The sequence below is a fragment of the Anaerolineae bacterium genome (assembly GCA_013178165.1).
Lineage (GTDB): Bacteria > Chloroflexota > Anaerolineae > Aggregatilineales > Ch27 > Ch27.
Genome location: JABLXG010000004.1, coordinates 414,896 through 429,504, shown reverse-complemented (window position 1 = coordinate 429,504; position 14,609 = coordinate 414,896). Strand labels below are relative to the sequence as shown.

Below are 14,609 nucleotides of genomic sequence, written 5' to 3'. Positions count from 1 at the left end.
TTACGCTCCCTTGCCCGCGCCAAGACCCGGTATGTACCGGCCATACAGCCCTTCGCGCTCCAGGGTCTCCCGCCACGGGATCAGTTCCGTCCTGGCCGCCCCTGCCAGATGCGGCTCCACAATCCGGCGCACCTGTTGCTGCTGGGAAACCAGCGTATCGGTCGCGTCGATCACCTGCAGGCCGAACTCTTGAATCATGTGCTCGTATTCCTCCAGGATGCGGCTCTGGAAGATCTTGAATGACTCGTACGGGTCGCTGGCGTAGCCCATGTCCAGCCCGGCCTCGTAATACTTCAGTTCCGGACGACCGGTCATGATCCGATCCAGCGATTCGTTCAGCGGGACGCGGAAGTAGAAGGCAACTGTGGGCCTGACAGCGAATTGATAGACCCGCCGCACCCAGGCCCGGTCCACGCCACGCGCTGCATCACGGGCGAACGCGGTGTAAATATACCGGTCAGCCAGGACGATTGCGCCAGCTTTGAGTGCTGGCAGAATCTGGCGCTCCATGCGATCGGCCAGGTCAGCGGCATGGATCAGGCTGAAGCTCATGGGCGTCAGCAGGTGATCCTTTTTGCCCTTCTTGGTGGTTGCCCGTACGACCGGTGATGAGTTCCACTCGGTGAAAACAACCACATACCCCTCACCCACCAGCCACTTGTGTAGGATATCAAGCTGCGTGCTCTTGCCACTGCCGTCAATCCCCTCCACGATGAAGAGCTTGCCCGGCAACGGCGTACCATCCGGTGCAAACGCCATAGGAATTCCTTCCTGAAAGATACTCATCCGCTCAGCGCCCGGCGGCGCAGACGGTTTTGTGTGGTGTGCATAGTATACTCAGGTTGCGGCTGAATGGTGAATCAAGTGGCCCCGGCAAGCCAGCACCACACGACCCTGGTAGCCGAACCACAGGAGTAGTCCACAATGAAGCGCACTATCTTCCTGGCTCTGCTCAGCCTGCTCGGCGGGAGCGCCTGCAACTTCCTGGCCAGCCTGCCGCCAGCCACCTCCGTTGCTGTAACGCCAGAAACGCCACCAGCGACCGCCGACAGCGTTCAGGCAGGATACCTCTCGATCTACCTCGTGCTGCCGGAAGACGGCGGGGCGTCCGGCCTGCCCATCGGCTGCGGCGATTCGCTGGTCTCCTGGCAGACCACTACGCCCATCAGCGGCGATCCCGCCACCGATCTGCGCGTTGCGCTGGAAGTCATGTTTGCTGTGCGCGGCGGGCCACCCCATAACGCCTTCGAGTCCTCGCCGCTGACCGTGCAGAGCGTTTCCGTGAACGAGAGCCATGCCAGCATCCAGCTGGGCGGGCCGCTGATGCTCTCCGGCGCATGCGCCGACGCACGCATGGAAGCGCAACTGGTACTGAACGTGTTCCGCTTTCCGCAGATCAACACCGCCCGGATCGAAGTTGATGGGCGCAACCTCAAAATTATCTTCGACCTCAGCGGGCAGGTCGTGCTGGATGAGCCATACACCCGCGCTGACGCTGATCGACTGACCGGCCGGCCTGCGTTGGTCTGCCTGGCCACCGCCCCCTTCAGGCTGGCCGTAGTGGATATCGGCATGGGCACCAGCGCCCAGATAATCGGGGAAATCCCGGCCAACACCCCTTTCCAGGTACTGGGAACCTTCAGTCACACCGGCATGCTCCACGTGCAGGCGGGCGGCCTGACCGGCTGGGTGGACAGGACAGGCGTCGCCCTTGGCCCGGATTGCGCCGCCATTCCCGACTATAGCGCCGACTCCTGACCCGGAAGCGTGGTAAACTGGGAACCCGGAATTCTGCACCAGTGCAAAGGTACACGTTATGTCACGCCCAAGACTGCGCGACCTGGGGATCGCTATCGGTCGCTTGCCGACTGGCCCCCACAACGCCATCACCGATGTGCCTGGCGTGCGCGTCGGGCAGGTCAGCGTCATCTATGATAAACCGATGGTCGCCCGCACCGGCGTCACCATCATCGCTCCGCGCGAAGGGCCGGTCAGCCGCGACCGCGTGTTCGCCGGTTACCACTCGTTCAACGGCTGCGGCGCCATGACCGGTCTGCTCTGGCTGGAAGAATCCGGGCAGCTTTCCAGCGAGATTGCCCTGACCGGCACGTACACTGTTGGCACTGTTTACGATGCCCTGGTTCGGGCCATGCAGGAGGGCTACGGCAGCCATCTGCCGGTAGTAGCGGAGACCTATGATGGTTTCCTGAACGAAGGCCCGGCCTTTCATGTGACCCAGGAGCACGTATTACAGGCGATCAGTCAGGCCAGTGACGGCCCGGTGGCGGAAGGCAACGTCGGTGGCGGCACCGGCATGAAGTGCCACGACTTCAAGGGCGGGATCGGTACCGCCTCCCGGATCGCCCCCGCCCGTTGCTGCAACTTCACCGTCGGCGCACTCGTCCAGGCCAACCAGGGCGACCGCATTGATCTGATGATCAAAGGTGTACCGGTCGGCCAGGAGATCGGCCCGGAGCGCGTCCCCTTGCCCCAGCCCGGCCCGGAAGAACAAGGGTCGTCGATCATCGTGATCCTGGCAACGGACGCGCCCCTGTTGCCTTTCCAGTGCCGCCGGCTGGCCCAGCGGGCGGTCATCGGGCTGGCCCGCACCGGCAGCTACGGCCATAACTGGAGCGGCGACATCTTTCTGGCCTTCGCCACCGGCAACCACCTGACGTCAACCACCGCTGAGCCGGATACCGTCCGCATGCTGCCCAACTCGGAGCTGGACCCGCTTTTCCTGGCTGCTGGCGAGGCCGTGGAAGAAGCCATCCTTAACGCCCTGTGCGCCGCCGAAACCATGATCGGGCAGAAGGGCCGGGTTGTCCACGCCCTGCCCACCGATGACCTGCTGGCGATCATGAAGCATTACAACCGGCTGTAGGGACAGCTTAATCGGGAGGGATGGCCCGCACCGCTTCCGGCAGATGATCGCGCACCGCCGCTACCATCCGGGCATAGACGCCGGTCGCCTGCTCCGGGGCGATGACCACACTGTGGGTAAAACTTCCTGAGGCTCGCTCCAGCAGCCAGAAGTCCGCGCCGTCATAGGGCAGATCGGGCGGATTGTCATAGCGGTCAAAGCCCAGCCGTCGCAGGGCCAGGTCAAAGAGGCGGTAACGGTCGGAATCAAGTGTGTATTCCAGCACCGGCTGGCGTCGCACGCGGCGGTAGATTGTGACCAGTGTCACCACGCCCCGCTGGGTGCGCGTCAGCGTGGCGACCTGATCGGGATGCCGGCCATCATGATAATGAATGGTCAGGCGGTAAGCCTCGCTGACGCCCGGCTGGCGAACGACCGCCCGCAATTCCAGCAGGTTCAGCCGCCGCGCGATCAGGCGGAGTGCATCGGCATGGTAAGTGACTGCCCGGCTGCCCACACCCATCCCTCAGTGCCCTACTACAGGGCAAAGACTACCTTGCCAAAAACTTCGCCGCGCTCCAGCAGGCGATGACCCTCCGGCACGTCAGCCAGCGGCAGAACCGTCCCGATCACCGGCTTGAGCCGCCCGGCAAAAACCAGGGCCATCACCTGCTCGAAATCCTGGCGCGGGGCCATCGTGCTGCCGATCAGGCTGATCTGCTTGCCGAAGAGATAGCGGACATCCAGCCCGAACTGCGGGCCACTTGTCGCGCCGACGATCAGCAGCCGCCCACCCTTGCGCAAGGCACGGATGCTACCGTAGAGCGTCTCCGCACCCACGTTATCCACCACCACGTCGACACCCCGCCGATCGGTCAGGCGGTAGACCGCCTGGCTCCAGTCTTCCCGGCTCCGGTCGATCAGTACGTCCGCACCCAGAGCCTCCGCCTGAGCCAGTTTCTCCGCCGAACTACCCACCACGTAGACGCGCGCCCCGGCCAACCGGGCGATCTGGATGCTGGCCGTGTTGACGCCACCGCCCGCGCCCACAATCAGCACACTCTCCCCGGCCTGCAGCCCGCCGCGCGTGATGAGCGAATGCCAGGCCGTCAGGTAGACCAGGCCAGCCGCCGCTGCCTCGGTGTAGCTTACATGCTCAGGCAGGCGCAACAGGTTGCGCGCCGGGACCACCACATACTCGGCGAACGTCCCGCGGGTATGTTCCCCCAGGATACTGAACTGCTCGCAGAGATTATGCCGCCCGGCCCGGCAGAAAGCACATTCGCCGCAACTCAACGACGGATCGATCACGGCGCGGTCGCCGATCGCCCAGCCGCTTACCGCCGGGCCGAGCGCATCCACAATCCCTGCGCCATCCGCGCCGCCGATATGCGGCATCACCAGCGCCAACCCCGGCCAGCCCTGCCGGACAAACAGATCCAGTCGGTTGAGGGCGCTGGCCGCCACCCGCAGCCGAACCTGACCCGGCCCCGGCGCCGGCAGAGGGAAGTCTTCCACAAAACGCAGGACTTCAACCGGGCCATGCTCCCGGAAAATCACCGCTTTCATCGGATATCCTCATCTGGCTGAAGGCGTAGCAGAGCACATGGCAACCCGCCCGTAAATTCTGTACAATCAGCACGTCTTTCGCCGTCCGGCTGGCCCCGATCCGGGCGTGCGATGTGCCCTTGTGGGGAAGCATAACACGGACACTGCCAATGGAAAATCGCTACAGCGTCCTGGTAGAGCAGGCTTTCGCCATTCGTGCCCAGATCATCGAGCGGCATTTGCAGGGCAAACTATCCTATGAGCGCGACATGGCGACTCTGGCCCATGAGATCGTGCTCATGGACCGCCTGAACCAGACATTTGCCGTTGGTCAGCTCTTCCTGGCCATGGGCGCCATCGAGTTCCATCGCGGGCACTTCATCGCCGCGTATGACTATGTGCTGAGTGCGCTGCGCAGCTTTGAGGAAGTAGGCAACGAGGAGCGCATCATCTCCGCCCTGAATAACCTGGGTGAGATCAACCGGCAATGGGGCAAGCACGCCGAAGCCCTGGACTACTACACCCAGGGTCTGGACCGCGCCAGTACCAGCCAGGACTGGAATCTGATGGCTCTGCTCCACAACAACATCGGTATGCTCTACCTGGAACAGGGTCAGGCCGCTCAGGCCCAGGAGCACTTCCGGCAGGCGCTAGAATACAGCGCCCGGCTGACCCCGCGTTCCACCGTTGAGAGTGAGACCTATACCGGTATCGCCCGCGCCTGCCTAGCGCTGGACGATATGGACGGCGCATGGCAGGCCGCCGAGCACGCCCTGGCGCTCGGCCAGGAGCATAACCATTCGCTCGACATCGCTACGGCCTACCGCACGCTGGGCATTGTGGCTGCCCGCGTAGCCGATCGTGGCGACGATCCGGCTGCTTACTTTAAGCAGAGCCGCGACATCTTCCTGGCCTGCGGTGCTCAGGCCGAGTATGCCCGGACGCAACTCGCTGAAGGACGCTGGTGGCTGGAGATCGGCCAGTCGGAGCGTGCCGCCGAATTGCTCACCCAGGCTAGGGATAAGCTGGCTGCGCTCAAACTGGTCGACGAGGCCGCGGAAGCGCAACGCTTGCTGGACAACCTGGCCTGATCCTGACCCATACACGCCTCTGCCATGCACCGAAAGGCAGTCCGATGAGTGCTGCAGCCATCAACCATATTGCGGTCGTAGTGGAGAATCTGGAAGCGGCGCTGCGTTTCTGGCGTGACGCCCTGGATTTACCCCTGTCCCGCGTCGAGGACAACACGGATGAAGCCGTGCGGATCGCCTTCCTGCCGCTGGGTGAAAGCGAAATCGAGTTGCTGGAACCGAGCACGCCCGATAGCGGCATCGCCAGGTACCTGGCCAAGCGCGGTCCCGGCATGCACCACCTGTGTGTCGAAGTCGCTGACCTGGAGGCTGCCATGCAACGGCTGGTCGCTCATGGCGTTGAGCTGATCAACGAGACGCCCCGCGTCCGCCCTGATGGCACGCGCTACGCCTTCATCCACCCACGCAGCACCGGCGGCGTCCTGCTGGAGCTATACGAACTGAGCCGTCAGCCAGACGACCAGGCTTAAGTTCCCCCAGTGTAGGCGAGCCGGGGCGGAACCCGGCGGGAACCGCTCCACCATGGAGTCCCAACCTCCTGGCCTCCCGGCACTCGCCGCTGTCTTGTAGCTGGTAGCTGACATCATACGCTTCCTGCGGCATACTTGGGGCCTGTTACCGGCTTCCAGCATCCATAAGGCGCAACCCTGATGAATCAGCTCCCTTTCGACAAACCCGGCCGTTTCTGGCGGGGCAACCTGCACACCCATTCCACCGCTTCCGATGGCCGGCTTAGCCCGGAAGCGGTGTGCCAGTTCTACCAGCAGCACGGCTACGACTTTGTGGCCATTACCGACCACTTTCTGGATCACTACGGCTTCCCGATCACCGATACGCGCCCTTACCGTACCGCCACATTCACCACGCTGCTGGGGGCAGAACTGCACACCCCAGCCACTGAATCCGGCCTGCTGTGGCACATTCTGGCTGTTGGCCTACCGCCACACTTTGCTGAAACCCACCCGGAGGAAAGCGGCCCGGCCCTGGCCGCGCGGGCGCTGGCCGCTGGCGCGTATGTCGCCGCGGCCCATCCCGCCTGGTACAACCTCAGCCAAGCCGAGGTTTTGACGCTCGGCCCCGTGCACGCCATTGAGACATATAACGCCACCTCCGCCGACTTCAACGACCGGCCCGATAGCTGGTACACGCTTGACCTGCTGCTGGAGCGCGGCTATCGTTACCTGGCCTGTGCCACCGACGATGCTCACTTCAAGCCGGGACGCTGGGACGCCCCGCGTGGCTGGGTGCAGGTCAAGAGCGAGATGCTCGACCCGGATGCGCTGCTGGCGGCGCTCAAAGCCGGGCACTATTACTCCAGCACCGGCCCGCTCATCCACGATATCCAGGTGATACCGGGTCACAAGGTCTATGTGCGCTGCTCGCCCGCCAGCCGTATTTTCGCCACCGGCCGCAACTACGAAGCCGCCAGCGCCCACGGCGCCGGCATCACTGAGGCCGAGCTGGACATCACGCACTTCAGTGCGCCTTATGTCCGCGTGACCGTGCGCGACGATGTCGAGAGACGGGCGTGGTCTAACCCGATCTGGTTCTAGGCCACCCCTGGCCTACAGGCGGCCCGGCAGGAGGAGTTGCTATGCCTGCAGATCGCGTTGTCCTGGTCACCGGCGCTTCATCCGGGATCGGCTGGGCGACAGCGCTGGCCTTTGCTGCACTGGGCGCGCGGGTGATCGCCGTCGCTCGCCGGAGCGAACAGCTGGCAGCGCTGGCAGAAGGGGCAACCACCCTGCCCGGCGCGATCCTGCCGGTCACCGCCGACGTCACCCGCGCTGAGGATATGGCTCACGCCGTTGAGCGTGCTCGGGAAGCGTGGGGCCGGCTGGACGTGCTCGTCGCCAATGCCGGAATCGGCCAACGGGGGTCGCTGGTTGACGCGCCCTGGGCCGATCTTGAGGTGGTGCTGCGCACCAACATCGATGGGGTATTGCACAGCGTGCGGGCGGCAGTTCCGTTGATGCGCCAGGGCGGGCGCGGCGGGCACATCATCCTGATCTCGTCGATCAGCGGTGCGGCCCCGGCCCCCTTTGCCGCCGTTTACGGGGCCAGCAAGAGCTTTATCAATGGCCTGGGGCGCGCCCTACGCGGCGAACTGCGCCGGGATAACATCCGGGTCACCACCTTCCTCGTGGGACAGACCCACACCGGGTTTGCCCAGACCCGGCGCGGCCAGCCGGGGCGAGTCGCCGCCTGGCTGCCCACAATGAGTGCCGAGACCGTCGCCCGGCGCATCGTCCGGGCCGTAGATCATCCCCGCAACGTCGTCGTGCTGCGGCTGATTGATCGGGCCTTTCTGCTGGCTGCTACGGTGGCGCCAGGCCTGCTCGACCATCTGCAATGGCGCGTTTACAGATGACTCATCATCCTCTTATACTATTGGGTAGATAAAGCTGGCATACTCGATCCGCAGGCGCTTTTCATGCACGTTGACTCTGGCCGGACCCATGACGAGAGGAGACCGTGATGATATCGCGGGGAATCTACGACACCAAAGGCGAACTGTTCGGGTACCTGGTTGGCAACGTGGTCTACGACCTTGAGGAGACGCAGACGGGCTATCTCCGCGAGGGTGTCATCTACGCCACCAACGGCGAAAAGCAGTGGATCGTGCGCGGCGATGGCCTCTACACCCCTGACGGCGAGGCCGTCGGATATCTGGGCGCGACATTCGGGGAGACGCTTTAGGCTTGGCTGGCAAAGAGAGTAGGAAGTTGAATGCGATGCGCGTGCTGGAACAGCACGGCGTCGCCTATACAACGTTCACCTTTTCGCCGGAGATTCACAGCGCCCTTGGCGTGGCGGAAGCCGTTGGCGTCCCCCCGGAGACCGTGTACAAGACACTGGTCGTGCTGCGCCCGGACGGGCGTCCGCTGCTGGCCGTCATCCCCGGCCCGGCCTCGCTCGACCTGAAAGCGCTGGCAGCGGCGACCGGGGTCAAGAAACTGAGCATGGCATCACATACCGAGGCCGAGCACCTGACCGGCCTCAAGGTAGGCGGGATCAGTCCGCTGGCCCTCCTGCACAAACGCTGGCCAGTCGTGCTGGATGCCAGCGCCGAATCCTATGAGGCCATCCTGATCAGCGCCGGGCAGCGCGGCGTCAACCTGCGCGTACCAGTTGCCGGCCTCAAGCAGGTGCTGGCTCCACAGATCGCGGCGGTGGCCCAGTGGGATGAGCAGGGACCGCCGGAAGGTCGGTGAACGGAGAGTCGTAACTGCACGGATCAACAGCGCGTCCCGGCGGGTGGTTGTGCCGGGACGCGCGTTAGCTGCCGGGCGGACGATCGGGGGAACCTAGCTGCTTTTGGTGGGGATGTAAGGCCGGATGGCCCCGGCCAGGTTGGAGATCGGCATGGTCTGCAGCCAGACCCGCCCCGGCCCGCGTAGCGTTGCCAGGAACAACCCTTCCCCGCCAAAGAGCACATTGCTCACGCCACGCACCATCTCGATGTCATAGTCGACCGTCGGCTCGTACATGGCGATATGGCCGGGATCAACCTTGATCACCTGTCCGGCCTGCAACTGGTACTGGTGCACCTCACCAGCGATCTCCACAAAAGCGGTGCCTGGCCCGGTCAATTTCTGCAGGATAAAGCCTTCCCCGCCGAACAGACCCGCCCCCAGGCGCTTGCGGAAGTGCATCTCCAGCTCCACGCTATCTTCCGCGCACATAAAGGCATCCTTCTGAGCGATGATCGAATGCCCGGCCTGTAACGGTACGGGCAGGATGTGCCCCGGCGCTTCCGGCGTGAAGACAATGGTTGCCTGCGCGGCCTGGCAGGTATAGGTGGTCAGGAATAGTGACTCGCCCGCCAGCGCCCGGCCCAGCATCTTGCCCAGCCCGCCGCGCCCGCTGGTCTCCATCCGGATGCCCTCGCTCATCCAGGCCATCCCGCCCGACTCGGTATAGATCGCCTCCCCCTGCTCCAGGTGGACTTCCAGCATGGGCAGCACCGTGCCCTTGATCTCGTAGCGCATAGCTCCTCCGCTGATGGATAATCGACGCTGCCACCAGTATACGCAGAATGGCCCGCCGCGCTGAATGCACGCTTAGCGGAGGCAGAATCCGGTTATGCCGGGGTGCTGCCCGGCGGCTGCCAGATCACTTCGATGCCCTGGAGCGCGCGCAGTTCTGCAGCCAGCATCTCGGTATAGCCGGTGGTGTGGTTGGGGAAGTCCAACGCCACCTCGCCGCCCTGCCCGCACAGGACAATCCGGAAGCGATCCACACCCGGAAACTCGACCAGCAGGCCATGGACGCGCATCAGACGGCGGCGATCGCGCTCAGTATCACCGCTGCGCTGGAAGCGCACGATCACCAGGCCTGGCTGCGGCGCCGGTTCAGCCGGTTCAGCGGGCGGCAGATCGGCATCGTCCACCACCCAGGCCGGTCGCCCTTCGCCATTGGCGCCGTTCACCGGGCGGTAGGGCGGCGGCACTACCCGCGCTGGCGGTTGCGGCGGGGTTACCGGGCGCGGCGAGGCGGATTGCTCCACCAGCCGGGGCACCAGTGCCGGAGCATCCGGCGCCGCGCCGGCGGTGGCCGGGGCTACATAGGGCGGCTCCGGCGGAACCGCGGCAGCCGGCGGCGGGACGAGGCCCGGCGTCGCCTCCATCAGATCAGGCTCTTCAGCATCCTCGGACCGGCGCGGGCCTTCTTCAAACGGCTCCTCATCGCCACTGAGGAAACTGGGCAGCGCGTGGAGGCCATTCAGCGCGGGCGGGCCGGATTCTTCCATGACCACAGAAAAGTCCTGGGAAACACTATCGACGATGATCTGAGCTTCGCCGCGGCTGTTGTCCACCTTGCCGCTGATCCGGATGACCGCGCCGGGCTGGATGATATCCTTGTGCTCGCGCCACGTGCGCGGGAACATCACCGCGTCGATCTGGCCCTGCAGGTCCTCGATCGTGATCACGGCCATTGGCTCGCCCCGCCGGGTGGTCAGCTGGCGGACACCCTCTACCAGCCCAACCAGGCGTACCGGTTTTTCGTGCAGTTCCTCGCCGTTATCGCGGATCTCGCGGCTCTGGCTGACGCTGGTGTACGGACTTTGGATGTAGTCCAGCACGCGGTCGAGGGGGTGGCTGGTCACGTACAGGCCGACCAGCTCTTTCTCCCACTTGAGCATCTCCCGCGGGTCAGCCTCCGGAACATCCGGCAGGTTGACCAGCAGGTCATCGGCGACATCAAACTGCACGCCGGTTGCCTCCCCAAACAGACTCAACTGGCCGACATCCGCCGCCCGATGATGTTCCGCGCTGTAATTCAACATACGATCAAGCAGGGCCAATAACTGGGTGCGCGAGCCAAAGGAATCGAGCGTACCGACCTTGATCATGCTTTCGAGGGCGCGCTTCTGCACGATGCGCAGGTCAACGCGCCGGCAAAAGTCAGCCAGATCGGCGAATGGCCCGCCTGCTGCCCGTTGTTGCAGGATATGCTCCAGCGGCCCCGCCCCGGCGTTCTTGATCGCCCCCAACCCGTAACGGATGCCGCGCCGCCCGTCTGGCAGCTGCTCAATCGTGAAGTCCAGTTCGCTGGCGTTGACATCCGGCGGCAGGATCGGGATGCCCATCCGGCGGCACTCCGCCGTGAAATGGGAGACCTTGGAGGTGTCGTCGCGCCAGACGGTCAGCAGGGCGGTCATGTACTCGACCGGGTAATGCGCCTTGAGGAAGGCCGTCTGGCAGGTGATCACGGCATAATCGGCGGCATGGGACTTATTGAACCCATACCGGGCGAAGTACTCAATGTCGTTGAAGATCGCCTCCGCGGTTTCCGGATCGACGCCGTACTGCGGCCCACGCTCCATGAAGATGGCTTTGTGCTCCAGCAGATCCTTTTCCTTCTTCTTGGAGACAGCGCGGCGCATCAGGTCAGCATCGCCCAGCGAGTAGCCGAACAGTTCCGAAGCGATCTGCATGATCTGTTCCTGGTAGACGATGATGCCGTACGTCTCCTCCAGGATCGGGATCAGTTTGGGGTGTTTGTACTCCACCACCTCTTCCCCGTGCAGGCGGCGGTTATACATCGGGATGTACTCCATCGGCCCGGGGCGATAGAGGGAGATAGCCGCGATGATGTTCTCAAACGTCTTTGGGCGCATCTCCGTCAGCATCTTGCGCATCCCGGCGCTTTCCACCTGAAAGACACCGATGGTCTCGCCGCGTCCGATCAGGTCAAACATCTCCTGAACCATGCGCGTCTTGACCGGGTCATTCGGGTCAGGCCGGTAAGGGATGTTCTCCATCGTGTAGCGGACGCCGTGATACTTCTCGATCAACTCGCACGCCTTGCGCATGATCGTCAGCGTGGCCAGCCCCAGAAAGTCCACCTTCAGCAGCCCGATGGATTCGCAGGTCTCCATATCGAACTGCGTCACCAGCTTAACCGGTGCTTCCTCCGCCGAGCCTTTGGTTGGGCGATGCAATGGGATGTACTCGTCCAGCGGACGATCGGCCACGATCACGCCGGCGGCGTGGGTGCTGGCGTGACGTACCACCCCTTCCAGACTACGCGCTGTGTCGATCAGCTTCCTGACATCCGGGTTGGAGGCATAGAGTTGCTTGAGTTCGGCAACCGCCTTGGTCGGATCGTCGCCCAGCACATCGCTGAATTTAGCCGGTTTAGCCCCACCGGGCAGCAGCCCGGCGATCCGGTTGATGTCCGTCTGCTCCATATCCAGCGCACGGCCCACATCACGGATGGCCGCTTTGGAACCCAGTGTCCCGAACGTGATGATCGCGGCGACTTTGTCCTCGCCGTATTTATGCGCGGTATAGGCGATCATCTCCGCCCGCCGATCGTCAGGATAATCCAGGTCAATATCGGGCATCGACACACGGCCCGGGTTGAGGAACCGTTCGAAAATCAGGCTATTGCGCAGTGGATCAATGCTGGTGATACCCAGGCAGTAAGCCGCCACGCTACCCGCACCGCTGCCGCGCACATTCCACCAGATGTCAGCATGGCGAGCAAACTCGCACAGGTCCCACACGATCAGGAAATACGTGTCGAACCCCATGCGGTGAATGATTTCCAGTTCGTAATTCAGGCGCTCAATAATCCGCGAATCAGCAGCCTGCTCGCCATAGCGCCAGCGCAACCCCTTCTCACACAGGTAACGCAGGTAGGATTGCTCGTCGTAACCTTCCGGCACGGGGAACACCGGCAGATGGTAGCCGTCGTACTCAAGCTCGACCTCACACTGCTCGGCGATCGCCAGCGTGTTAGTCAGCGCCTCTGGCACCTCAGCGAAAAGCTGCCACATCTCTTCCGGCGTGCGGAGGTGATAGCTGGGATCGGTCATGCGCATCCGGTTCGGCTCGCTCTTGAGGCTGCCAGTCTGGATGCACAGCAGGGTATCATGCGGATCGTAGTCTTCCGGCATGATGTAGTGCGTATCGTTGGTCGCTACCAACGGCACCCCGTTAGACTTGCTGTTGGCCACCAGCCAGCGGTTCAGCGCCCGAAGTTGGTCGATATCGTGTTCCTGCAGTTCCAGGTAGAAGTTCTCCGGGCCAAAGACATCCTGGTACCAGCCGATCAGTTCGCGCAGGGTGCGATCGTCTTTGCCTTCTTCCAGTAAGCGCGGGATTTCCGCCGCCAGGCAGCCACTGGTCGCGATCAGCCCTTCAGCGTGGCGGGCGAGCAGTTCTTTGTCCACACGCGGGCGGTAGTAGTAACCGCGGATCTGGGATTCGCTGGCCAGCTTGAGCAGGTTGCGATAGCCCGTCTGGTTGCGGGCCAGTAGCAGCAGATGATACGGCTTGGAGTCCAGAGTTGGATCGCGGTCATCCATACTGCGTCGGGCCAGGTACGCCTCCATGCCGATAACGGGCTTGATCCCTGCCTTCCTGGCCGCCCGGAAGAACTCGATCACGCCGAACATCGTGCCATGATCGGTGATCGCCAGCGCCGGCATGCCCAGCTCTTTGGTGCGTGCTACCAGCCGGTCGATCTTGCTCAGGCCGTCCAGCAGGGAGTATTCGGTATGGACATGCAGATGGACGAAGGGTTTATCCGCGCTCATCACCGCTTCCAGTACACGCGCTCAGCTAACCAGGAGGGAGGCAGCGGGCCATGCCGCCTGCTTGCCGGCCATTATAGCACAGGCGGTCGGGCGACCGCCCGGATTTTAAGGTGTAGCGCCAGGATTGGCGTTGCCTGGCGCAGTCCAGGTACACATAATAGAGGGCAGCGGTCAACATCCTGGCACCCCTGGAGCAAGCATGCCTGAACTCCCCGAAGTCGAAACGGTAGTGCGCGGGCTGCGTCCGGCCCTCAGCGGGCGCGTGATCACCGGCGTCTGGCTGGACTGGCCCAACTGCCTGATCTTTCCGCCACCGGAGGACTTCGCCGCGCAGATCGCAGGGCAGACCATTCGCCAGCTGTGGCGGCGGGGCAAGTACATCCTGGCTGATCTGGATACCGCCACACTGATCATCCACCTCAAGATGACCGGACGGCTCTATGTGGTCCCGGATGCCGACCACAATGAAGCCGACCGCTGGGTGCACTTTCGCTTCCAGCTGGACAACGCTCACCAGCTTCGCTTTTCCGACGCGCGTAAGTTCGGGCGTGTCTACCTCACCCCTGATCCGGCCCTGGTGATCGGCAGGCTCGGCCCGGAACCGCTAGCCGACGATTTCACGCTCGACCGCTTTCTGGAGCGGCTGGCCGGGCGGCGCGGCGCGCTCAAACCGTTGCTGCTGGATCAGTCGTTCGTCGCCGGGATTGGCAATATCTATGCTGACGAAGCCCTCTTCCGCGCTGGCCTTCATCCCCAGCAGGAGGCTGGCTCCCTGAATGCCAGGGAACAGGCCCTCCTCTATGCCAGCATTCGCGCCGCCCTGGCCGCGGGCATCGACCATGAAGGGGCCAGCGTGAACTGGTACCGCAAACCAGATGGCACGCCCGGCGAATCGCAAGAGTATTTCTACGTCTATGGTCGAACTGGCGAACCTTGCCGGCGCTGCGGGACGCCCATCACGCGCCTGGTCGTCGGCGGACGCTCCACGCATATCTGTCCGGCTTGCCAGCCGCTTCATTCCGGTTGACAATGCAAATGCAGGATAAACACATCGAGG

14 protein-coding genes are annotated in these 14,609 nt (G+C 63.5%); 9 read left to right on the top strand and 5 right to left on the bottom strand.

Going from position 1 to position 14,609, the window contains the following annotated elements:
* Positions 1-759, bottom strand: a complete 759-nt coding sequence (locus tag HPY64_04905) for a thymidylate kinase (protein ID NPV66468.1) — start codon at positions 757-759, stop codon at positions 1-3.
* A gap of 165 nt (positions 760-924) precedes the next feature.
* Between HPY64_04905 and HPY64_04900 the strand changes: the two genes are divergently transcribed.
* Entirely contained in the window at positions 925-1,758 is an 834-nt protein-coding gene (locus tag HPY64_04900) for a hypothetical protein (GenBank protein ID NPV66467.1), read from the top strand.
* 58 nt (positions 1,759-1,816) lie between these two features.
* Complete coding sequence (locus HPY64_04895) at positions 1,817-2,884, top strand: P1 family peptidase (GenBank protein ID NPV66466.1); 1,068 nt, start codon at positions 1,817-1,819, stop codon at positions 2,882-2,884.
* Between the two features lie 7 nt (positions 2,885-2,891).
* Here HPY64_04895 and HPY64_04890 read toward each other — a convergent pair whose 3' ends face one another.
* The gene (locus HPY64_04890) at positions 2,892-3,386 is read right to left on the bottom strand and encodes a hypothetical protein (GenBank protein ID NPV66465.1); all 495 of its coding nucleotides are present in this window, start codon (positions 3,384-3,386) and stop codon (positions 2,892-2,894) included.
* A 14-nt stretch (positions 3,387-3,400) separates the two neighbouring features.
* Positions 3,401-4,432 (bottom strand): zinc-binding dehydrogenase, encoded by a 1,032-nt coding sequence (locus tag HPY64_04885; GenBank protein NPV66464.1) that lies wholly within the window; start codon positions 4,430-4,432, stop codon positions 3,401-3,403.
* Positions 4,433-4,581: 149 nt separating this feature from the next.
* Between HPY64_04885 and HPY64_04880 the strand changes: the two genes are divergently transcribed.
* From HPY64_04880 to HPY64_04855, 6 genes are all read left to right on the top strand, one after another.
* Positions 4,582-5,502: a tetratricopeptide repeat protein gene (locus HPY64_04880; protein ID NPV66463.1), complete on the top strand. Its 921-nt coding sequence runs from the start codon at positions 4,582-4,584 to the stop codon at positions 5,500-5,502.
* Positions 5,503-5,546: 44 nt separating this feature from the next.
* Positions 5,547-5,972: a methylmalonyl-CoA epimerase gene (gene mce / locus HPY64_04875; protein NPV66462.1), complete on the top strand. Its 426-nt coding sequence runs from the start codon at positions 5,547-5,549 to the stop codon at positions 5,970-5,972.
* 180 nt (positions 5,973-6,152) lie between these two features.
* On the top strand, positions 6,153-7,055 hold the full coding sequence (locus HPY64_04870) for a CehA/McbA family metallohydrolase (protein NPV66461.1): 903 nt from the start codon (positions 6,153-6,155) through the stop codon (positions 7,053-7,055).
* Positions 7,056-7,096: 41 nt separating this feature from the next.
* Positions 7,097-7,873 carry an SDR family NAD(P)-dependent oxidoreductase gene (locus HPY64_04865; protein ID NPV66460.1) on the top strand — a complete coding sequence of 259 codons (777 nt, stop codon included), beginning with the start codon at positions 7,097-7,099 and terminating at the stop codon, positions 7,871-7,873.
* Positions 7,874-7,980: 107 nt separating this feature from the next.
* Complete coding sequence (locus tag HPY64_04860) at positions 7,981-8,202, top strand: hypothetical protein (GenBank protein NPV66459.1); 222 nt, start codon at positions 7,981-7,983, stop codon at positions 8,200-8,202.
* A gap of 35 nt (positions 8,203-8,237) precedes the next feature.
* Positions 8,238-8,717, top strand: a complete 480-nt coding sequence (locus HPY64_04855) for an aminoacyl-tRNA deacylase (GenBank protein NPV66458.1) — start codon at positions 8,238-8,240, stop codon at positions 8,715-8,717.
* 93 nt (positions 8,718-8,810) lie between these two features.
* On the opposite strand, the gene HPY64_04850 is transcribed toward HPY64_04855, so the two are convergent.
* Together HPY64_04850 and HPY64_04845 are read right to left on the bottom strand one after the other, a co-directional pair.
* Positions 8,811-9,494 (bottom strand): TIGR00266 family protein, encoded by a 684-nt coding sequence (locus tag HPY64_04850; GenBank protein ID NPV66457.1) that lies wholly within the window; start codon positions 9,492-9,494, stop codon positions 8,811-8,813.
* Between the two features lie 92 nt (positions 9,495-9,586).
* The gene (locus HPY64_04845; GenBank protein ID NPV66456.1) at positions 9,587-13,552 is read right to left on the bottom strand and encodes a DNA polymerase III subunit alpha; all 3,966 of its coding nucleotides are present in this window, start codon (positions 13,550-13,552) and stop codon (positions 9,587-9,589) included.
* A 199-nt stretch (positions 13,553-13,751) separates the two neighbouring features.
* Between HPY64_04845 and mutM the strand changes: the two genes are divergently transcribed.
* Positions 13,752-14,579, top strand: a complete 828-nt coding sequence (gene mutM, locus HPY64_04840) for a bifunctional DNA-formamidopyrimidine glycosylase/DNA-(apurinic or apyrimidinic site) lyase (GenBank protein ID NPV66455.1) — start codon at positions 13,752-13,754, stop codon at positions 14,577-14,579.
* Positions 14,580-14,609 lie beyond the last annotated feature (30 nt).